Origin of the sequence: Actinoplanes campanulatus (genome assembly GCF_014647795.1) — a bacterium.
Classification (GTDB): Bacteria; Actinomycetota; Actinomycetes; order Mycobacteriales; family Micromonosporaceae; genus Actinoplanes; species Actinoplanes campanulatus.
On sequence record NZ_BMPW01000011.1, the window covers coordinates 1 to 18,381 of the forward strand.

Annotated in this window: 18 protein-coding genes; 9 read left to right on the top strand and 9 right to left on the bottom strand. The window is 70.4% G+C overall.

The window, feature by feature from the left end:
• Nucleotides 1–20: 20 nt before the first annotated feature.
• The 4 genes from IEZ13_RS21425 to proB form a co-directional block, all read right to left on the bottom strand.
• Nucleotides 21–191, bottom strand: coding sequence for a hypothetical protein (locus tag IEZ13_RS21425; protein ID WP_183222776.1), 171 nt, complete (start codon nucleotides 189–191; stop codon nucleotides 21–23).
• Nucleotides 191–838: a hypothetical protein gene (locus IEZ13_RS21430; RefSeq protein ID WP_183222777.1), complete on the bottom strand. Its 648-nt coding sequence runs from the start codon at nucleotides 836–838 to the stop codon at nucleotides 191–193. The genes IEZ13_RS21425 and IEZ13_RS21430 overlap by 1 nt, the downstream gene beginning before the upstream one ends.
• A 772-nt stretch (nucleotides 839–1,610) precedes the next feature.
• Nucleotides 1,611–2,855, bottom strand: a complete 1,245-nt coding sequence (locus IEZ13_RS21435; protein ID WP_183222778.1) for a glutamate-5-semialdehyde dehydrogenase — start codon at nucleotides 2,853–2,855, stop codon at nucleotides 1,611–1,613.
• Nucleotides 2,856–2,894: 39 nt separating this feature from the next.
• Complete coding sequence (proB, locus tag IEZ13_RS21440; RefSeq protein ID WP_183222779.1) at nucleotides 2,895–4,007, bottom strand: glutamate 5-kinase; 1,113 nt, start codon at nucleotides 4,005–4,007, stop codon at nucleotides 2,895–2,897.
• A 62-nt stretch (nucleotides 4,008–4,069) separates the two neighbouring features.
• Here proB and IEZ13_RS21445 point away from each other — a divergent pair, with 62 nt between their 5' ends.
• A complete protein-coding gene (locus IEZ13_RS21445) occupies nucleotides 4,070–4,375 on the top strand; it encodes an MGMT family protein (protein WP_183222780.1) in 306 nt (101 codons plus the stop codon).
• Between the two features lie 43 nt (nucleotides 4,376–4,418).
• Nucleotides 4,419–5,210: a class I SAM-dependent methyltransferase gene (locus tag IEZ13_RS21450; RefSeq protein ID WP_183222781.1), complete on the top strand. Its 792-nt coding sequence runs from the start codon at nucleotides 4,419–4,421 to the stop codon at nucleotides 5,208–5,210.
• A 126-nt stretch (nucleotides 5,211–5,336) separates the two neighbouring features.
• Here the strand turns inward: IEZ13_RS21450 and IEZ13_RS21455 are convergent, their stop codons facing one another.
• Nucleotides 5,337–6,020: a TetR/AcrR family transcriptional regulator gene (locus IEZ13_RS21455; protein ID WP_183222782.1), complete on the bottom strand. Its 684-nt coding sequence runs from the start codon at nucleotides 6,018–6,020 to the stop codon at nucleotides 5,337–5,339.
• A 101-nt stretch (nucleotides 6,021–6,121) separates the two neighbouring features.
• On the opposite strand from IEZ13_RS21455, the gene IEZ13_RS21460 reads away from it, so the two are divergent.
• Nucleotides 6,122–7,045: an NAD-dependent epimerase/dehydratase family protein gene (locus IEZ13_RS21460; RefSeq protein ID WP_183222783.1), complete on the top strand. Its 924-nt coding sequence runs from the start codon at nucleotides 6,122–6,124 to the stop codon at nucleotides 7,043–7,045.
• Between the two features lie 145 nt (nucleotides 7,046–7,190).
• On the opposite strand, the gene IEZ13_RS21465 is transcribed toward IEZ13_RS21460, so the two are convergent.
• Nucleotides 7,191–8,582, bottom strand: coding sequence for a gamma-glutamyltransferase (locus IEZ13_RS21465; protein WP_183222784.1), 1,392 nt, complete (start codon nucleotides 8,580–8,582; stop codon nucleotides 7,191–7,193).
• A gap of 48 nt (nucleotides 8,583–8,630) precedes the next feature.
• On the opposite strand from IEZ13_RS21465, the gene IEZ13_RS21470 reads away from it, so the two are divergent.
• From IEZ13_RS21470 to IEZ13_RS21490, 5 genes are all read left to right on the top strand, one after another.
• Nucleotides 8,631–10,007, top strand: coding sequence for an MFS transporter (locus IEZ13_RS21470; RefSeq protein ID WP_183222785.1), 1,377 nt, complete (start codon nucleotides 8,631–8,633; stop codon nucleotides 10,005–10,007).
• Nucleotides 10,008–10,035: 28 nt separating this feature from the next.
• Nucleotides 10,036–11,472 (top strand): pyridoxal phosphate-dependent decarboxylase family protein, encoded by a 1,437-nt coding sequence (locus IEZ13_RS21475; RefSeq protein ID WP_183222786.1) that lies wholly within the window; start codon nucleotides 10,036–10,038, stop codon nucleotides 11,470–11,472.
• A 22-nt stretch (nucleotides 11,473–11,494) separates the two neighbouring features.
• Nucleotides 11,495–12,640, top strand: a complete 1,146-nt coding sequence (locus IEZ13_RS21480; RefSeq protein ID WP_183222787.1) for a Fic family protein — start codon at nucleotides 11,495–11,497, stop codon at nucleotides 12,638–12,640.
• Between the two features lie 4 nt (nucleotides 12,641–12,644).
• Nucleotides 12,645–13,175: an NADH-quinone oxidoreductase subunit B gene (locus tag IEZ13_RS21485; protein ID WP_183222788.1), complete on the top strand. Its 531-nt coding sequence runs from the start codon at nucleotides 12,645–12,647 to the stop codon at nucleotides 13,173–13,175.
• A 145-nt stretch (nucleotides 13,176–13,320) separates the two neighbouring features.
• Nucleotides 13,321–14,565, top strand: coding sequence for a vanadium-dependent haloperoxidase (locus tag IEZ13_RS21490; protein WP_183222789.1), 1,245 nt, complete (start codon nucleotides 13,321–13,323; stop codon nucleotides 14,563–14,565).
• Here IEZ13_RS21490 and hemC read toward each other — a convergent pair.
• Entirely contained in the window at nucleotides 14,562–15,479 is a 918-nt protein-coding gene (gene hemC / locus IEZ13_RS21495; RefSeq protein WP_183222790.1) for a hydroxymethylbilane synthase, read from the bottom strand. The two genes, IEZ13_RS21490 and hemC, sit on opposite strands and share 4 nt — an antisense overlap.
• Nucleotides 15,480–15,528: 49 nt before the next feature.
• Here hemC and IEZ13_RS21500 point away from each other — a divergent pair, with 49 nt between their 5' ends.
• Nucleotides 15,529–16,830, top strand: a complete 1,302-nt coding sequence (locus IEZ13_RS21500; RefSeq protein WP_183222791.1) for a DUF2252 domain-containing protein — start codon at nucleotides 15,529–15,531, stop codon at nucleotides 16,828–16,830.
• 1 nt (nucleotide 16,831) lies between these two features.
• Here the strand turns inward: IEZ13_RS21500 and IEZ13_RS21505 are convergent, their stop codons facing one another.
• Nucleotides 16,832–17,788, bottom strand: a complete 957-nt coding sequence (locus IEZ13_RS21505; protein WP_183222792.1) for a hypothetical protein — start codon at nucleotides 17,786–17,788, stop codon at nucleotides 16,832–16,834.
• Entirely contained in the window at nucleotides 17,781–18,317 is a 537-nt protein-coding gene (locus IEZ13_RS21510) for an RNA polymerase sigma factor (RefSeq protein ID WP_229794912.1), read from the bottom strand. Before IEZ13_RS21510 ends, IEZ13_RS21505 begins: the two co-directional genes overlap by 8 nt.
• Nucleotides 18,318–18,381 lie beyond the last annotated feature (64 nt).

Below are 18,381 nucleotides of genomic sequence, written 5' to 3' on the forward strand. Positions count from 1 at the left end.
TCACCCCACGAAATCCCTGTTCAGCGCCCCGCGCCGTGAGAATGCAATAGCCCTGCGCGCAGTCTCCGCATCGCCTCTTTCGTGTGGTGAAACGGTGAGGCCAGCAGAAAGAGGGTGTACTTGACGAGCATCAGGACGGCGAACAGCCGAGTGGTGTTGCGAATGACTTCGTAGAGGGTCGCCGAATCCATCAGGTGCGGTCTCCGACCTTCGAAAGGTGGGCGATGAAGCAGGAGACGGCACCCGTGGTGTCATCTATGAAGGTGACCACGATCGCCGAGTCCGATGCTTCGTCAAAGGGCTTCAACTGCGAAACGTCCGTGCCGACCGCGGTCACCCGGTAACCGAGCTGCCAGCCCTGGGTCGTGACGATGTTCACCAGGTCACCCGGGTATACCTGACCCAGATTCTTCGTGGTCAGCGTGTTCAGGCGCATGTAGATGAAGGCGCTGCCGAATACCTTCTGGCGCGGGCCGGCGTTCAGAAAGGTGTGAGCGATGCCCTTGGTCGCCTTCCACTGCCCACTGTGATACGTGGCCGGTGTGATGCGGATGTGCTTGCCGGCCTCGGGGAGTTTGATCATCTCGGGGGTGCCGAACATGCCCGGGCTGTACGTCGCGCGATAGGCATTGACCAGCTGGTCTTCCGTAGCCTCGTCGGACGTGAAGCGGACGCTCTCGACCACGTCGGACACCGGTATGTCGCGGTTGGCCATGGCCTCGTACGTGTTCGCCGAGGCGTACGCCGAAAAGAGGCCACTGGTAACCATGACGAGGGCGAGCGCTGAAATGCTCGTCATTCGAGCGCGGAATCGGCCCGTGCGTGACGTCTTACCCATGGTGGCTCCCGTAGCGCTCGATCAGTCGTTTCGTCCTGCGGTCTATCAGGTGACTGGTCGTCGCGGCGACGATGTTCGAAAGAACAGTCAGCCCGAAGACGATCAATACCAGCAGGAAGAGGGCGCGAAACGGTGACGCCCCGAAGTTCAATAGGGTGAACATAATCCTTCGACGCGGGGTCGGGCCGGCCCGCTGATATGCGCTGGGCGCATCCAGAGTGCCAACGTTGATGGGAAGGAGGTGTCGAAATCCGCAGCTTCGAAAATCGCGTGGGATCTCTTAGTTCGAGATGACCCGAATCGAGGTGATGCATAATTCGGCGCGGGTCGAACCCGTGACAAAGCGCGTCACAACATCTCCTTCCAAGCCCGTACGCGGTAAAGACAGCTCACGCACCGTACCTGGGAGTTCCCTTGGGGGCGCAACACCGAGTGACATAGACCCGATTGCACTGTGCAGCGGAGGTGATCACTCATCGTGACCGCTGCCGTATTCATCGCGATCGCATCGCCGCTCACCCGTAGACCTGTGAATCGGCGCGGGACCCTATGGAAGCGTTGACCGGCAAGGAGTTTTCGCTCTCGACTTTGGATCGTGAGCGCACTCTCGGGACGGATGCATGGCACGGTCGACGGGCGAGATTTGCGGCAGAAGCCCTGTTTGCCCGTGATGTACATCATGGCCTGCTCACCGGGATCCCGGCATCGTCGAGCAGGCCATGACAGCGGAGAGTAGTTGCGCCCTGATAGCAGAGCGTTAGTTCTACCGGGCTCAGCTCCGGGTGTGGCCGTTGCCGGTCACGATGTACTTCGTCGAGGTCAGCTCCGGCAGACCCATCGGGCCACGGGCGTGCAGCTTCTGCGTGCTGATGCCGATCTCCGCGCCGAAGCCGAACTCGCCGCCGTCGGTGAACCGGGTCGACGCGTTCACCATCACGGCGGCCGCGTCGACACCGGCCACGAACCGCCTGGTCGCGGCGACCGACTCGCTGACGATGGCCTCGGTGTGGCCGGTGCCGTACCGGCGGATGTGGTCCAGCGCGTCCTCCAGCGTGTCGACCACGGCGACCGACATGTCCAGGGACAGGAATTCCGTGCCCCAGTCCTCCTCGGTGGCCGGAACCACCGCGTCGCTGTAGCCGGCCACCCGCGGGTCGCCGTGCACGGTGACGCCGGCGGCCTCCAACTCGTCCAGGACCAGGGGCAGGAACGAGTCCGCGATCTCGGCATTCACCAGCAGCGACTCCGCCGAGTTGCACACCGAGCAGCGGTGCACCTTCGAGTTGAGCACGATGGCGAGAGCCTTCTCCAGGTCGGCGGCGGCGTCCACGTACACATGGCAGTTGCCCACTCCGGTCTCGATCACCGGCACCGTCGACTGCTCCACCACGGTTTTGATCAGCGAGGCGCCGCCGCGCGGGATCAGCACGTCGACCAGGCCGCGGGCCCGCATCAGCTCCTTCACCGAGTCGCGGGTGGTGGCGTCGAGCAGCTGGATGGTGTCGGCCGGCAGGCCCGCGTCGGCGACCGCTTTGCGCAGCACCGAGACGATCGCGGCGTTCGACGAGAAGGCCGAGCCGGAGCCGCGCAGCAGGGCCGCGTTGCCGGACTTGAGGCAGATGCCGGCGGCGTCGGCCGTCACGTTCGGCCGGCCCTCGTAGATCATGCCGACCACGCCGAACGGCACCCGGACCTGCCGCAGCTCCAGCCCGTTCGCCAGCGTCGAGCCGCGGACCACGTCACCGATCGGGTCCGGCAGGGCGGCGAGCTGGCGCAGGCCGTCAGCCATCGCGGCGATCCGCTCCGGCGTCAGCACCAGCCGGTCGATCATCGCCTCGGAGGTGTCGTTCTCCCGCGCGGTCGCCACGTCGACACCATTGGCGTGCACGATGTCGTCGGTCCGCTCGACCAGCCGGTCGGCCATCAGCAGCAGAGCCCGGTCCTTCTCGGCACGGGTGGCCGCGGCCAGGTCGAATGAGGCGATCCGGGCCGCGGAGGCCTGCTCCAGCACGCTCATGGCAAACCTTTCAAAGATCAAACAAGATGAGGGGTACGGCTAAAGCAGCACCAGATCGTCCCGGTGCACGACTTCTCGTTCATATCCCGGCCCGAGTTCCGCTGCCAACTCTGGTGTGGACCGTCCGAGCAGCGCCGGGAGCTCGATGGCGTCGTAGTTGACCAGGCCGCGCGCCACCGGTGTCCCGGACCCGGCGTCCACCAGATCCACCGGGTCGCCGGCCGCGAAGGACCCGTCGACCGCGGTGATCCCGGCCGGGAGCAGCGACTTGCGGCGGGCCACCACGGCCGCGACCGCGCCCTCGTCGAGGTGCAGGCGTCCGCGCGGCGCGGTGGCGTGGGCCAGCCAGAACAGCCGGGCCGCCGGACGGGACGCGGAAGCCTGGAAGAGGGTGCCGACCTCCTCGCCGGCCAGCGCCGGCCCGGCCAGCGGGGCGGCGGTCAGCACCACCGGGATGCCGAACCCGGTGGCGATCCGGGCGGCCTCCACCTTGGTCACCATGCCGCCGGTGCCGACCCCGGATTTCCCGGCCGAGCCGATCGTGATGCCCTCGAGATCGTTGTCGTCGCGGACCAGCGAGATCTTCCGGGACGCCGGGTCCGACGGGTTGCCGGTGTAGAGGGCGTCCACGTCGGAGAGCAGCACCAGCAGATCGGCGTGGGCGAGCGCGGCGACCAGGGCGGCGAGCCGGTCGTTGTCGCCGAACCGGATCTCCTCGGTGGCGACCGTGTCGTTCTCGTTGACGATCGGCAGAGCACCCAGGTCGAGCAGTTTGCGCAACGTCCGGTACGCGTTGCGATAGTGCGCCCGCCGGGTCACGTCGTCGACGGTGAGCAGCACCTGCCCGACGGTCAGCCCGTGCCGGGCGAACCCCGCCGCATACCGCCCGATCAGCAGACCCTGGCCGACCGATGCGGCGGCCTGCTGGGTGGCCAGGTCACGCGGTCGGCGGCGCAGTTGCAGCGGGGCCAGCCCGGCGGCGATCGCGCCGCTGGACACCAGCACCACCTCACGCCCGCCGGTCGCCAGCGCGCCCAGCACGTCGACCAGGGCGTCGACCCGTTGCTCGTCGATGCCGCCCGTCGCGGTGGTCAGCGAGGACGACCCCACCTTCACCACGATCCGGCGCGCACCGGTCACCACTTCCCGCACCCGGCCCATTGTGCTCGGCAGGCCGGTGTCGATCGTTGTCAGATCCCATATCGTGGCGGGTGATGACACCGCAGGAGTACGTCGAAGAGGTCCTGACCCTGGTGGAGAGCATCCCCGAGGGACGGGTCATGTCGTACGGCGCGATCGCCGAGGCCCTGGCCGACCGGTCCGGCCGCAACTCGCCCCGCCAGGTCGGCCGGATCATGGCGCTGCACGGCGGCGGCGTCCCGTGGCACCGGGTGTGCAGCGGCGGCGGCCGGCTCCCACCCGGTCACGAGGCGCGGGCCAGGGCGCTGCTGACGGCCGAGGGCGTGCCGATGCGCGGCGACCGGGTGCTGATGGCCGACGCCGGCTGGATGCCCTGGTGACGGGCCGATCCGGGCCGGGCGCGCCGGTGCGGCGAGGTGTGCGGTGAAAGCGGGTTCGCCGAGCCGTACAGCGTGGAGCGCGGCCCGCTATCGCGCCGCCCATCAGCTGCTCGAAGGCGGTTCGATCTTCGCGGACGCTCTGGCCGTACCGATGCTGGGTGAAGCGGAAGCGGATCTCCTGGCCGACGCCCCGCGCCGCGGCATGCGGCTGTTCATCGCGGCCCGGCACCGGTTCGCGGAGGACGCGCTGGCCGCTGCCGTGGATCGTGGCGTGCGGCAGGTGGTGGTGCTGGGCGCGGGCCTGGACACGTTCGCCTACCGCAACCCGCATCCGGGCCTGTCGGTGATCGAAGTGGATCATCCGGACACGCAGGAGTGGAAGCGGGAACGGCTGGCCGCGGCGGGCATCGCCGTTCCGGGCACGGTGCGTCACATCGGTGTCGACTTCGAGAAGGAGTCACTGGCCGGCCGGCTGCCGCTGGACGGTCCGGCCTTCTTCCTCTGGCTGGGCGTGGTGCCCTACCTGACCGCCGAGGGGTTCGCCGCGACGCTGGACGTGACAGCCGGGCACGAGGTGGTCTTCGACTACGCGCAGTCACCCGATCGGATGGTCGGTGAGCGGCGTGCCCATCTGGAGGCACGCGCCGAACGGGTGGCGCGGCTGGGCGAGCCGTGGCTCAACTACTTCGAGCCCGGGAAGATCGTCGCCGACCTGCGCGGGCGCGGTTTCACGCGGATCGAGGATCTGGGCCCGGCGGCGCTGGCGGCGCGCTATTTCGGCCGCCCGGACGTGCCGCCGGAGACGCCCGGCGGCCACGTCCTGCACGCCTCCTAGCGTCGCCGGGGACGCCCGGCGGGCATGGCTTGCACGCCTCCTGGCGTCGCCGGGGAGACCCGGCGGGCATGGCTTGCACGCCTCCTGGCGTCGCCGGGGACGCCCGGCCGGCCCGATCCGCGCGTCTCACAGCGTGAGCCCGGCCAGGGTCGCCGCGGCGCGCAGCTGGTAGTCGAAGAAGCCCCGGCGGTCCTCCTCGACCGAGTTCTTCAGCTGGCCGAACAGCTCGAAGCTGATGGCGCCGCAGATCTGGAAGAACGCGGCGATGGTGTCGGCGATGACGCGCGCCGGCACCCCGGGATGGTAGGCGGCCGCGATCGGCTCGAGCTCTTCAGCGAAACGCCCGGTCAGCGGTGGTCGCTCGACGATCACCCCGCTCGCGTACGCCTCCGCGATCGTCCGGCCGAGAAGCAGCAGCACCCGGGTCGCCGGCACGACGGTGTCCCGGGGCGCGGCGTATCCCGGGACCGGGCTGCCGTAGATCAGCGCCCATTCGTGCGGGTTGGCGACCGCCCATTCCCGTGCCGCGTGCCCGGCGGCCAGCCACCTCTCCAGCGGACTGTCCGCGCCGGCCGCCGCCTGCTCGGCCGCCTCGCCGACCGCGTCGTACGCGTCGATGATCAGTGCCGTGAGCAGGTCGTCCCGGCTCGCGAAGTACCGATAGACGGCCGACGAGGCCATGCCGAGGTCGCGGGCGACCGCACGCAACGACAGGTTGGCCCCGTCGGTGGCCAGGTGGCGGCGGGCCACCGACTTGATCTCTTCGGTCATCTCGGCCCGGACCCGGGCCCGCAGGTTGGCGGCGCTCATGCGGACCAGTGTGCCACAACGAGAGCAGTGCTCTTGCCTTTCATTGAATCCCATGCGACTGTTGTTCTCGACAGAGAGCACTGCTCGCAAAGGAGAACGCCATGCACCTCGTCGTCGGTTCCGGCCCCATCGGCTCCTCGGTCGCCCGCTTGCTGGCCGAGCGGGGCGAGACCGTCCGGATCGTCACCCGCAGCGGCGGCGGCCCGGAGCATCCGCTGATCGAGCGGGTCGCCGCCGACGCGTCGGACGCGCATCGCCTCACCGAGCTGGCCGCCGGCTCCGCGGTCGTCTACAACTGCGCGAACCCGAAGTACACCGAGTGGGCCACCAAGTGGTTCCCGATGAACAACGCGATGATCGCCGCGGCCGAGTCGGCCGGCGCGGTCTACGCCATCACCGGCAACCTGTATGGCTACGGGCCGCAGCCCGGCGGCCTGATGACCGAGAGCACCCCGCCGGCCGCGACCGGTCGCAAGGGCCGGATCCGCAGCCGGATGTGGCAGGACGCGCTGGCTTCCGGGGTCCGCACCGTCGAGGCCCGCGGCTCCGACTACCTCGGCGCGGGCGCGGCGGGCGTCTTCTCCGCCGTCCTGCTCCCGGCCATGGCCGCGGGCCGCACCGCCTGGGCGCCGGCCGACGTCGACGTGCCGCACACCTTCACCTACACCGGCGACATGGCCCGCGCCCTGGTCGAGCTGGCCGCCGACGAGCGGGCGTGGGGCAGGGCGTGGCACGTGCCGTCCCCGGCCGCGATCACCATCCGCGAACTGGCCGACCGCTACGCCGTGATGACCGGCCAGCCCAAAATCAAGATCCGCAGACTGCCGCGCTTCGTGATGCGCGCCGCCGGCCTGGCCGTCCCGATCGCCCGCGAGCTGGCCGAGATGGACTACCAGTTCTACGCGCCGTTCATCCTCGACTCGTCCCTCACCGAACGCACCTTCGGCCTGACCGCCACCCCGATCGAGGTGGCCCTCCGCGAAACCGCCGCCGACGCCGAAGCCATCGCCGCCCGCCGCATGTGACCACGACAGCCCACCGCCGGTCCCGCGCGGTCGTCGCACTGCCCGCGGCCGGCCGCCCTACCGCCGCCCACGACCGGGACGGGTTGCCGCAGCCCCGCCGTCGCGCCTGGTCAGAGCAGTAGATCCACTCCGCCGCGGTGCCCGGTCAGAGCAGTAGGCCCACGCCGCCGCGGCGTGGGTCGCCGGCCGCCCCGACCCGGCCCACCGCCGTCACCCCGCCGAAGTAGTGGTTGATCTCCGGCCACTCGACGATCTGCCAGCCGGTGTCCGCCAGCGCCGCGAGTTCCGCGGGCGGGCAGCCGGCTTCGGCGTGCACGGTGTCCTCGACGACGTGGAAACGCGGCCGGGCGATCGCCTCCGGCACACTCAGCCCGTCGACCAGCACCCCGAGCAGCGTGTCGACCAGCGCGGTACGGATCCGCGACGCCCCCGCCGACCCCGCCGCCACGGCCAGCCCACCGTCCGGGGCGATCACCACGAGCGGGCACATGTACGACGACATCCGCCGCCCCGGCACCAGATCGTCGGTGAGCAGCTCACCCTCGCCGAGCATCGAGTTCAGGTTGATGCCGAGGCCGGGCAGCCACACCCCGGCGCCGAGGCCCAGCGTCGTGGTGATGACGCAGGCGTTCCCCTCGGGGTCCACCACCGACACGTTGGTGGTGTCACCGAGCCGCTGCTTACCCCGGTTGAGCAGCGCGGACGCCACCCCAGGGGCCCGTCCGGGGCGGGACAGGTCGTCCGGCAGCGCCCCGATCGTGTCGACCGTCCGGTTCAGGTCGTGCCGGGCGTGCACCCGGTACCCGGCCATCGTGGCGTGGTCCACCGGCGTCTCGTGCACCCGGTACTCGGCCAGGTCGGCCGGCCCGATCGCGCCGCCGGCCGCCCGGACCGTCTCCACCAGCACGTCGGCGTACGCCCCGGTGTAGAACACCTCCGGCCCGTCACCGGCGAGGGCGTCCATCGCGGTCGCCAGCCCCGGGTGGAAGAGCAGTTCGTCGCCCTGGAGCAGCCGTCCACCCGGCTGGTAGAGCGCCGCCCCCTCGCCGTACGCCAGCGCCGGCGCACACGACTCCAGCGTGCGTGCGTGCGCGGCGGGCAGCAGCACCCCGGTCCGCGCCAGCCCCGCGGCCGGCGCCACCACCTCCGGCCACGGCAACCGGCCCCAGCGCCGGTGCACCTCGCCCAGCCCGGCCGGAATCCCGGGGACCGCCACGCTCGCCCCGCCGATCGAGTAGGTCTGTGGCAGCCCACCGAAGAACACGTCGACCGCCACCATCGCCTCCGGCTTCCGGTCGCCGTCCAGGCCGGGCACCGCCACGAAGAAGTCGAGGCAGGTGACCTCGCCGGTGCTCGCCTCGAAATAGGTGGCGAAACCGCCGCCGCCGAGCCCCGTGTAGACCGTTTCGGCGACACAACAGGCCAGGACGGCACCCACCGCCGCGTCGGCGGCCGACCCTCCGGCCTGCAGAATCCGGACCCCCGTGCGTGCGGTCGCCGGGTGACTGGCGGCGACGCCGGCCGCAACGCTTTTCATGCGGCGAGCGTAGGAGAAACCGCCCGATCTTGGTTACGATGCGCGTCGATGACGACCAGTGGTCCCCCTCCCGAGGTAACCCGGACGAGTGTTCTTCCCGGCGGCGTTTTGGCTGGGTATGCGCTCGGATCGGTGGTGACGGGCGCCTTCGGCACGGTGCCCGGTTTGCTTCTTCTGCCTTATCTGACCGACACGCTCGGTGTTGCCGCGGGTGTCGCCGGATTGCTGGTCCTCCTTCCGAAGGCTTGGGACGTCATCGTCAACCCGGTGGCCGGCCGGATCTCCGACCGCACCGGCTCCCGCCGGCCGTTCATGCTCGTGGCCGGCCTGCTGCTGGGCCTCCTCTTCGCGTCGATCTTCGCGGCGCCGTTCCCCGGCGGGGGCGCTTCCGGCGCCTACGTCGCCTTCGCCTTCCTCGCGGCGGCCACCGCCTTCGCCTTCTTCCAGGTGCCCTACGTGGCGATGCCGGCCGAACTGACCGACGGCTACGCCGAGCGCACCCGGCTGATGACCTGGCGGGTCGCCGTCCTGGCGCTGACCATCCTGGTCTCCGGCGCACTCGCGCCACTGGTGGTCGACCTGACCGGCGGCGGCCGCGAGGGCCACCGGTGGTCCGGCGCGTTCATCGGCTCACTCATCGTCGCGGGCACGCTCGCCACCTTCTTCGGTACGCGTGGAGCACTCACCCACACGGCCACCGCCGCCGAGCCGAGTCTCCGTGCCCAACTGCGCGTGGCGGCCGGTAACGCCCCCTTCCTCGCTCTGCTGATCTGCTGGGTCGTGCAGGCGGCCGGCATCGGCACCATGCTGGCCGGCGTCAAGTACTTCGCCGACCACGTGATCGTCCAGGAGGCCGGCGCGACCTTCCTCTTCGCCGCCTTCGTCGGCCCGGCCCTGCTGGTCATGCCGCTCTGGACGGCGATCGGGAAGCGGCACGGCAAACTCCGCTCGCTCGTGGCCGCGTCGCTGCTCTTCGCCACCGGGGCCCTGGTCCTGCTCGCCGCCCCGGCTCTGCCCGGCGTCGGGGTCTATCTCATCGTCGCGCTGGTCGGCGCCGGCTACGCGGGTCAGCAGGTGTTCGCCATGGCGATGCTGCCGGACTGCATCGCCCACGACACCGAGCGCACCGGCCGCCGCCAGGCCGGCGTCTTCACCGGTCTGTGGACCGCGGGGGAGACCCTCGGGCTGGCGCTCGGCCCCGGTATCTACGCATTGATCCTCCAGATCTTCGGCTACGTCTCGTCGGCCACCGGCGAATCGGCCGTGCAGAGCGACACGGCGCGGCTCGGCGTGCTGCTGGGTTTCACGGTCGTCCCGGCCCTGCTGGTCGGCGCGGCCGTGCTGTTGCTGCGACGCTACGACGACCGGACCGGCGCCGCCGGTGGGCCTGTGGACAACTCGCCGGTGTGGACAACCGAGAAGTAGGCGTCCCGGGAGGGGTAGCGTCGCGGGCATGATCAATGCGCTGCCGGAGAAGGGCGTGCCGGGCGAGCAGATCCTCGCCGAGCTGCGTGAGCTGCGCGGTGGTGACCTGCCGACACACGGCGGGCGCCTCTTCGCCTATGTCTACGACCCCGCTCTGGACGGCCTGGACGACCTGGCCCGGGCCGCCCACGCCACGTCCGCGCACGTCAACGGCCTCGACCCGACCGCCTTCCCCTCCCTGCTGGCGATGGAGAATGCCCTGGTCGCCGCGGCCGCCACGGTGCTCCACGGCGGTCCGGCGACGGTCGGCAGCGTGACCAGCGGCGGGACGGAGTCGCTGATCCTGGCGGTCAAGGCGGCCCGCGACGCCCATCCCGAGATCGCCGGACCACGCCTGGTCGTCCCGGCCACGGCACACGCGGCCTTCGCGAAGGCCGCGCACTACCTGCGGGTGGAGCTCGACACCGTGCCGGTGAAGGACCTGCGGGCCGATCCGGTGGCGATGGCCGCCGCGATCACCCCGGAGACCGTGCTGGTCGCGGCCTCCGCCCCGAGCTACGCGCACGGCGTGGTCGATCCGATCCCCGAGCTGGCGGCCATCGCCGCCGAGCGTGGCGTGCGATTCCACGTGGACGCGTGCTTCGGCGGCTGGATCCTGCCCTATCTGCGGCGGCTCAGCGCCGACCTGCCCGATTTCGACCTCTCCGTGCCCGGCGTCACGAGCATCTCGGTCGACCTGCACAAATACGCGTATGCGCCGAAGGGCGTCTCGATCCTGCTGCACCGGGACGAGGCGCTGCGCCGCCCGCAGTATTTCGCCTACGCCGACTGGCCCGGCTACACCATGATCAACCCGGTGATCTCATCCACCCGCTCGGGCGGCCCGGTCGCCGCGGCCTTCGCCACGCTGCGCTCCATCGGCGATACCGGCTACCTGGAGCTGGCCACCCGCACCCGCGAGGCGGTCGCGATGCTGGCCGCCGCGGTCGAGGCGACCGACGGCGTCCGCCTCTACGCCCCACCCGAGACCAGCGTGGTCTGCCTGGCCGCCGACGGCGTCGATCTTTTCGTCCTGGCCGACGAGCTGGCGGCCCGAGGTTGGCACACCCAGCCGCAGATGGCCTATGCCGACCTCCCGCCGACCATCCACCTCACGGTGACCGCGGCTGTCCGCGCGACCGCCGCCGACTTCGCCCCCGACCTGACCGCGGCGGTCGAGGCAGCCAGGGCCCGGGGCCCGATCGAGCTGCCCGAGCTGCCCCCGCTCACCCCCGAGATGATCACCCCGGAGCTGATCGCCTCCCTGGCCGAGGGCCTGGGCCTGGCCGGCGGCGACTTCACCCAGATGGCCTCGGTGAACGCGATCCTGAACGCGGCCCCACCGGCCCTCCGCGAAGCGCTCCTGACGGGTTTCCTGAGTCTGCTCCAGCGCCCGGCGCGACCAAATGACGCGATGACGCGATGATTGCTTCAGATAGACTGCGGCGGTGCTGTATCCAACCCCCACGCTGACCGCGGTCGACCAGGAAGTCCTGGCCGACGTCGAAGCGATGCGGCAGGCCATGCGACATCAGATCCGGGCCAACCCTGCTAGGTGGACGCATGGCCTGCGGAAATACCTGACGGCCGACACCATTGCCGCCTCGAATTCGATCGAGGGTTTCCGCGTGTCCACCGCTGATGTCCAGGACCTGATGGACGGGGAACGTGATGTCGAGGTCTCCGACGAAAACCGTGAGGAGACGCTCGCCTACCAGCGCATGATGACCTACGTGCAGACGCTGCACGACGTCACCGACTTCACCTACAGCAAGAGCCTGCTCAACGCGCTGCACTGGATGTTGCAGGGCCATCGGCACACCGCCCGCAAGCCCGCGGGCCAGTGGCGCGGCGGCCCGGTCTACGTCACTGATCCCCGAGACCCCGGCATCGCCGCCTACACCGCTCCTCCCGCCATCGATGTGCCCGGGCTGATGGATGAACTGGTGGAGTGGCTCAACTCTGACGACGGCACTCATCCGCTGGTCCGGGCGGCGATGGCTCACCTGCATCTGGTGTCGATTCACCCGTGGACCGACGGTAACGGCCGCATGTCGCGTTCCCTGCAGACCCTGCTCATCGCGCGGGAGGGGGTGCTCGCCCCGGAATTCTCCTCGATCGAAGCGTGGCTGGGCCGCCCCGGTAACACCTGGGAGTACTACAAGGAGTTGCAGCGCCGGGGTGCCACCTACCGGCCGGACCAGGACGTGTCCGGCTGGATTCGGTTCAATCTGACCGCCTATCACCAGCAGGCCCAAACCGTGCGGGGTCGGATGGACCGTTCGGCCGCGGTGTGGGAGGTGCTCCTGTCCTTCGCCGGCCCGGCGGGTCTGAACGAGCGGGTCCTCTCCGCACTGCACGACGTCGCGGTGGTCGGCCGCATCCGCCGGGCGCGCTACGAGCAGGCCGAAGGACTGACCCTGCAGCAGGCACAACGCGATCTGCGGGACCTGGTCACCGCCGGTCTGCTGGCGCCGGTCGGGCGGACCCGGGCGCGCTACTACACCGAGGGGCCGGGCTTCCCGGAGCGGGTGCTCGAGGTGGCGCGCACCCCGATGACGCTCAGCGAGCCGTACCCGGATGCAGTAGGTTGACGCCGTGGCCCTTCCTGGAGTGCTCGGAGAACCCATCCGGTTCGTGCTGAACTGGGGGCGCCGCTATTCGCTCTGGGTGTTCAACTTCGGGCTGGCCTGCTGTGCGATCGAGTTCATCGCGTCGAGCATGGCGCGGCACGACTTCATGCGGCTCGGGGTGATCCCGTTCGCGCACGGGCCGCGCCAGGCCGACCTCATGGTGGTCTCCGGCACGGTCACCGACAAGATGGCGCCGGCCATCAAGCGGCTCTACGACCAGATGCCCGAGCCGAAGTATGTGATCTCCTTCGGCTCCTGCTCGAACTGCGGTGGGCCGTATTGGGATTCGTATTCGGTCACCAAGGGGGTCGACCAGATCATCCCGGTCGACGTCTACGTGCCGGGCTGCCCGCCCCGGCCGGAGGCGCTGCTGCACGGCATCCTGCGCCTCCAGGAGAAGATCGCCGCCGAGCGCTCCGGCCCGGGAGGCGTCCACCGGCCCGACCCGCTGGCGCTGACCGCCCCGGTGGTCCGTCCACCGAAAGACGCGCGGTAGGGCCGCGGCAGAGTCCGTTGCGAGGCGTTCGGCAAGGCCGCGGCTGTAAATGGCTTAGCAAGAAGTCCGTCAATGCATTGCAATCGGTCGGGTCCGGGCTGAAAGGCTGAACCCCGTTCGTGTGGAAGCACCGATCGGGGGTTCCATGGCACGCGTACTCCGCAGCACGCTTGGCGCGATCATCGCGACCGCGCTGGCGCTGACCTCACTGAACTGGGCCACACCGGCCGTGGCGCGGGGCGCCACGACACCCAACGCCGTCGTCACCTGGCACATCCACGCGCAGACCGCCATCTACGACGTCGGCCGGCAGACGCCGAACGCCGCGTCCCGCAGTTTCGCGATGGTCCAGGGCGCCGTCTTCGACGCGGTCAACGCGATCACCGGCGCCCCCTACAAGCCGTACCTGGTGGCGCCCCGGAGCCGTCGCGGCGATTCGGTTCCCGCGGCGGTCGCCGCCTCGGCGTACCGGGTGCTGGTCTCGCTCTTCCCGGCTCAGGCCGACGCGTTGCGCGCACGGTACGAGGAAGAGCTCGCCAGGATCCCGGACGGTCGCGCGAAGCGCGGCGGGATCGCCGTCGGAGAGGCCACCGCCGCCGCGATGATCGCCGACCGGACCGGTGACGGGGCCTTCGACACCAGCGTGACCTGGCCGGTCAGCGAGGTCCCGGGCGAGTACCGGCTCACCCCGCCGAATTTCGTCCAGACCGGCGCCTGGTACGCGTTCCTCAAACCGTTCGTGATCAGCGACCCGAGCCGTTACCGGGTCCCCGGCCCGCCCGTACTGACCAGCGCCGACTACGCCCGCCAACTGAACGAGGTGAAAGCCACCAGCACGAACCGCACCCCGGAGCAGACCGAGGCGGCGATCTGGTGGGACGACTTCCACATGGTCGAGTGGGAGATGCGGCGGGTGCTGGCCACCGGCCAGCGGCTCGGCAACCTGGCGACGGCCCGCCTGTTCGCCCAGACCGACATGGCCACCGTCGACGCGCTGATCTCCTGCTACCAGCAGAAACGCCGCTGGAACCTGTGGCGGCCGGTGACCGCGATCCGGCTGGCCGACACCGACGGCAACCCGGCCACGGTCGCCGACCCCGCGTGGCAGCCGCTGCGGGTGACCGCGCCGTCGCCGGAGTGGCCGTCCGGGCACGCCTGCTACACCTCGGCCACGATGGTCAGTTTCCGGACCTTCTTCGGCCGGGACGGGCTTCCGTTCCACGCCTACAGCCCGGACTCCGGCACCACCCGCTACTTCGACAGCTTCGCGAAGGCCCAGGCCGAGGTGCAGCTGGCCCGGATCTGGGCGGGCGTGCACTACCGCGAGGCGACCGTCCTGGGCGACCGGCTGGGCACGGCCGTGGCCCGTGAGGTGCTCCGGGACTTCTAACCGAGGATCTCCCGCGCGCCCTGGCGCAGCAGCGAGGCGGCCACCGACGTCCCGAGCACCACCGGGTCGGTGGCCCACTCGTGCGCGTCCAGCACGATCTTGCCGTCCAGGCTGATCACCCGGGCCCGCAGGCTGATCCGCCCGTCCGGCTCGGTGCGCGCGTAGCCACCGATCGGCGAATGGCAGCTGCCCTGGAGGATGTGCAGCATGGTCCGCTCGGCCTCGGTCTCCCGCCCGGTCCGCGGGTCGGCGAGAAGCTCCGCGATCTCCAGCGCCGCCTCGTCGTCCTGCCGGCACTGCAGCACGAGAGTCCCGCTCCCGACGGCGGGCACGAACGTGTCGACGTCGATCGTGTGCCCGACACGTGACGGCATGCCGATCCGGTGCAGGCCGGAGACCGCGAGGAGCAGCGCGTCGTACTCTCCCGCGTCGAGCCGGGCCAGGCGGGAGTTGGCGTTCCCGCGGATCGGCACCGGGGTCAGGTGCGGCCAGTGCAGGGCGAGCTGGGCGATGCGGCGGACGGCCGACGTGCCGATGCGCGCCCCGGCCGGCAGGTCGTCGAGGCTCAGCCCTCCAGGGTGGACCAGGCAGTCCCGTACGTCGTCCCGGCTCAGGTAGGCGGCGAACACGGTGCCCGCGGGCGCCGGCCGGTCGCCCGGGACGTCCTTGACGCAGTGCACGGCCAGGTCGGCCCGCCCGTCCAGCAGCGCCTGGTCGACCTCCTTGGTGAAGGCGCCCTTGCCGCCCAGCTCGGAGAGCGCACCCTGCCATCGGTCGCCGCTGGTGGTGAGGGGCACCACCTCGACGGTCACCTCTGGTCGCCGCTCGGCGAGCATCCGGCGGACACGCTCGACCTGAGCGAGCGCCATCGGGGAGGATCGGGTGCCGATACGCAGCAGGCGTGATGCGGGCATAGCGGAAAGGGTAGCGGCTGACGGCGGATCGGTGAGTAGCGTGACCCGCATGGGTTCTCAGTCGCGCGCAGACTTCATCATCGATGTCCTCACCCGCGAGTTCGGTGAGCTGATGGCGCTCGATCCGCCCGCGTTCCGCCGCAAGTTCCGGAAGATGGCGGCCTCACCGTTCGCGTTCTACCGCGGCAGCGCCTCGCTGTTCTACGCCGACCTGAGCGGTGACCACCGGGACGACAGCTTCCTCGACGAGCGGACCAGCCGGGTCTGGATCCACGGTGACCTGCACGCCGAGAACTTCGGCACCTACATGAACTCGTCCGGCCGCCTGGTCTTCAACGTCAACGACTTCGACGAGGCGTACGTCGGCCCGTACAGCTGGGATCTGAAGCGCTTCGCGGCCAGTGTCGCGCTGATCGGGTATTCGAAGGCGCTGTCCGACGACGCCATCACGGCGCTGGTGACCACGTTCGCCCGGGCGTACCTGATCGAGTTGCGGGCCATCGCCCAGGGGGGTGACGACGCGATCGGCTCGATCACCCTGGAGAACGCGGCCGGTGTGCTGCGGCGGGTGCTCCAGCAGGCACGGCTCAACACCCGGGTCGACCTGCTCGGCGAGCAGACCACGATCGACGACTTCGACCGCCGGTTCTCGATGGGCGACGGCGTCTACGAGGTGGACACGGTCACCCACGCCAAGGTCCGGGAGGCGTTCGACCGCTATCTGGGCACGCTGCCGCAGGGCGCCCGGCCGGTGGCGATGCACATCAAGGACATCAAGCTCCGCAAGGGCGTCGGGATCGGCTCGGCCGGGCTGCCGTCGTACAACCTGCTGCTCGAAGGGCACACCGAGGCCCTCGAGAACGACGTGATCATCTACATGAAGCAGGCGCAGGTCCCGGCCGTCGCCCGGTGGATCGACGACGAGCGGGTGCGCGGCTACTTCCAGCACCAGGGCCACCGGACGAGTGAGTCGCAGCGGGCCCTCCAGGCGCACGCCGACCCGTGGCTGGGCTTCACCGAGCTGGACGGGGTGGGGCAGTTGGTCGCCGAGGTCTCCCCGTACGCCGCGGATCTCGACTGGTCCGAGGTGAGCGAGCCGGAGGAGCTGACCGGGGTGATCGCCGACCTGGGCCGCGCGGTGGCCCGCATGCACTCGGTCGCCGACGACGAGTCCAGCCACGACCTCGTCGACTTCTCCACCGAGGAGGCGATCGTCGCGGTCGTCGACAAGGACGAGGCCGGATTCGTCCGGCACCTGGTGGAGTTCGCGCACCGGTACGGTGACCAGGCCCGCGAGGACCATCAGGACTTCGTCGACGTGTTCCGCAACGGCCGCCTCCCCGGCCTGTGAGCTAATTCGGGACGAACTGCACCATGAAGTCGGTCGATTCCCCTTCGGCGGCGTCGTACGAGATCCGGTAGTAGAGATCCCCGCTTCCCCGAGCCGGCTGGAAGTCGAACCGCTTGGGCGGCCAGGAGCAGGGCACCCGAACGGTGTCGACGTTCTTGCCGGACTTCTTCAGGATCTCGACCACGAGCGTGCCGTGCCCGGTGCAGGCGGAGAGGATCTTGAAGTCGACGCCGACGTGGCTTGGCAGGTCGTCCTTGAAGCCCCCGCGGCCGGCGCTGGTGCTGCCGCCGGACCCGAACCCCTTGTCCGAGGTGAGTTTCAGCGCCGCCGTCGGGTTGGCCTTGTCGTCCCCCTTGATCAGCGGTGCGCCGGTGTCGCTGGTGACCCGGTAGGCGAACCCGGCGGAGCGAGGAGCGGCCGTGCTGTCCGCGATCTTGTAGTCGACGCCGATGACGCCGTTCATCTCGAACTCGGTCTGCACCGGCGTCGGCGGTTCCGAGCAGGGCACCTTCAACCGGGCCAGCTCGACGGGCTCGGTTTGCAGGCTCTCGCTGCCCGGATTGCCCATCACCAGAAGCGTGAACTCCCCGGTCCCGGCGCAGGCGGCACGCAGGGTCAGCACGCCGTGGTAGACGGTGCTCGACGCCGACCAGGTCGGTGTCAACTCGGTGGCCCCCTCGACGGCGGCCGGCGTCGCGGACGTGCCGAGCGCGACCTTCGCGGTCTGCTGCAACCGCACCGGGTCGGCGGGAAGCTCACGTTTCGCAGGGGGCGGCGGGCGCAGACCCACGATCACGCCGCCGACGAGGGCGAGCACCACGGCGGCGGCCACGGACACGACCTGTCGCCGGCGGCGGATCCGTACCGTGCGGCGGGCCGCCTCGGCGCCCGGCGGGCGGATCATCTGGACCGCCATCGGGCGGGTCCGCGCGAAGATCTCCTCGAGCTGGTCAGACATGGGTCACCCCCTCCGCATCGGCGCCGAGCAACACGGCGAGCGTGCCGCGCGCCCGGTGCAGCCAGGACTTGACCGTCCCCTGGGCCACACCCTCCCGCTCGGCGATCTCCGCGATCGTCAGGTCGCCCAGGTAGTGCAGCACCATGGCGCGCCGCTGGGCGGCCGGCAGTTCGGCCAGGGCGGCGACCAGCGCCACCCACTCACCGGTCGGCCCGGGCAGCTGCGGCTCGTCGGTGCGCTGCTTACGCAGGAAGTTCAGGGCGGTACGGGCCCGGCGCCACCGGCTCACCGCCAGGTTCCAGGCGGTACGGCGGACCCAGGCGGCCGGATCGTCGTACCGGGAGATCGAGGACCACCGGGGCAGGGCCCGGCAGAACGCCTCCTGTACGACGTCCTGGGCCTCCTGGCGGTCACCGAAGTACGCGTACAGCTGCACGGTCAGCCGTGTGTAGTGCGCGGCGTAGACCTCATCGAACGTCGGTGGATCGTGGTGCACGGCGGCCGGCGTCTCCGATCGTTGGTCGGCGATGGCTGTCACGGCGACTACACGCGCGTGCCCGGCGGAAGGTTGCGGAAGCCGCCCGGATCATAGG

Bases quoted from the DNA above. Each gene is read 5' to 3' on its own strand.
- IEZ13_RS21425 (WP_183222776.1), bottom strand. From the start codon at position 191: ATGGATTCGGCGACCCTCTACGAAGTCATTCGCAACACCACTCGGCTG.
- IEZ13_RS21430 (WP_183222777.1), bottom strand. From the start codon at position 838: ATGGGTAAGACGTCACGCACGGGCCGATTCCGCGCTCGAATGACGAGC.
- IEZ13_RS21435 (WP_183222778.1), bottom strand. From the start codon at position 2,855: ATGAGCGTGCTGGAGCAGGCCTCCGCGGCCCGGATCGCCTCATTCGAC.
- IEZ13_RS21445 (WP_183222780.1), top strand. From the start codon at position 4,070: ATGACACCGCAGGAGTACGTCGAAGAGGTCCTGACCCTGGTGGAGAGC.
- IEZ13_RS21455 (WP_183222782.1), bottom strand. From the start codon at position 6,020: ATGAGCGCCGCCAACCTGCGGGCCCGGGTCCGGGCCGAGATGACCGAA.
- IEZ13_RS21460 (WP_183222783.1), top strand. From the start codon at position 6,122: ATGCACCTCGTCGTCGGTTCCGGCCCCATCGGCTCCTCGGTCGCCCGC.
- IEZ13_RS21465 (WP_183222784.1), bottom strand. From the start codon at position 8,582: ATGAAAAGCGTTGCGGCCGGCGTCGCCGCCAGTCACCCGGCGACCGCA.
- IEZ13_RS21470 (WP_183222785.1), top strand. From the start codon at position 8,631: ATGACGACCAGTGGTCCCCCTCCCGAGGTAACCCGGACGAGTGTTCTT.
- IEZ13_RS21475 (WP_183222786.1), top strand. From the start codon at position 10,036: ATGATCAATGCGCTGCCGGAGAAGGGCGTGCCGGGCGAGCAGATCCTC.
- IEZ13_RS21490 (WP_183222789.1), top strand. From the start codon at position 13,321: ATGGCACGCGTACTCCGCAGCACGCTTGGCGCGATCATCGCGACCGCG.
- hemC (WP_183222790.1), bottom strand. From the start codon at position 15,479: ATGCCCGCATCACGCCTGCTGCGTATCGGCACCCGATCCTCCCCGATG.
- IEZ13_RS21500 (WP_183222791.1), top strand. From the start codon at position 15,529: ATGGGTTCTCAGTCGCGCGCAGACTTCATCATCGATGTCCTCACCCGC.
- IEZ13_RS21505 (WP_183222792.1), bottom strand. From the start codon at position 17,788: ATGTCTGACCAGCTCGAGGAGATCTTCGCGCGGACCCGCCCGATGGCG.